At 48.6% G+C, this 902-nt stretch carries 1 protein-coding gene and 1 pseudogene; both read right to left on the bottom strand.

The genetic code is table 11. The features are described from left to right. Window positions 1–248, bottom strand: a pseudogene (locus ACTHS3_RS15500) (putrescine/spermidine ABC transporter permease); the annotation flags it as partial. 15 nt (window positions 249–263) lie between these two features. Beyond that, window positions 264–902 (bottom strand): ABC transporter ATP-binding protein (locus ACTHS3_RS15495; protein WP_440368440.1); only part of this gene is annotated, 639 nt, incomplete at its 5' end.

Below are 902 nucleotides of genomic sequence, written 5' to 3'. Positions count from 1 at the left end.
CAAAAGTTTTGGAAGATGTCGGCGTAGTTCTGATAGCTGATGGCAATGTTCAGACGGCCTAAGTCTTCATCAATCGTTGTCAGCGGCGTAAATGGCGGAATAGCGATTTCTTGTTCGGCAAAGCTGATTTTCAATACGATGGCGAACGGAATCAGAAACAGAATCAAAAGCCAAATATACGGCACGGCAATAACTGCACGCTGTCCAGGACGGCGAAACAGTTTCTTTTTCAGTTTTTTAAGGTCCATTGCATTTCCCTCAAATTAACTGTACAGAGGCGTAGGTTGGTTTTCAGGCCAGCTGATATAGACGGTCTCGTCCCAAGTCGGTGGCGTAATGTTACGCACATACCAATAAGGTGCGGGAACTTGGCTTTTGACGACACGGCCGTTGGCGAGTTTGATGTGGTAAATCGCAAAGCTGCCCAAGTAGGCAATTTCTTTGACTGTGCCTTTAGCCCAGTTGTGTGCGCCCAAATGTTCTGGTTTTTCTTTATGCAAATCAATATCTTCAGGGCGGATACTGATCCAGATTTCATGCTCGTTCGGAACGCCCAGGCCGTGGTCGATGCGGACGTGGTTTTCCAAGCCGTCACATTTGACGATAGAGAAATCGGCGCGGTCGTCAACAACGACACCGTCAAAAATATTGGTTTCGCCGATAAATTCGGCGGTAAAGCGACTGTTAGGGTAGTCGTACACATCACTAGGTGTGCCGACTTGGCGCAATTGGCCGTCGGACATAATGGCGATACGGGTAGCCATCGTCATCGCTTCTTCTTGGTCGTGGGTAACCATGATGCAGGTTACGCCGACTTGTTCCAGTGTGTTGACCAATTCCAGTTGGGTTTGTTGGCGCAGTTTTTTATCGAGTGCGCCCAAAGGTTCGTCAAGCAGCAGGAT

Source organism: Neisseria sp. P0009.S007 (assembly GCF_051962515.1).
The sequence above is the reverse complement of the archived record's forward strand: the minus strand, read 5'-3'. Positions and strand labels throughout refer to the sequence as shown.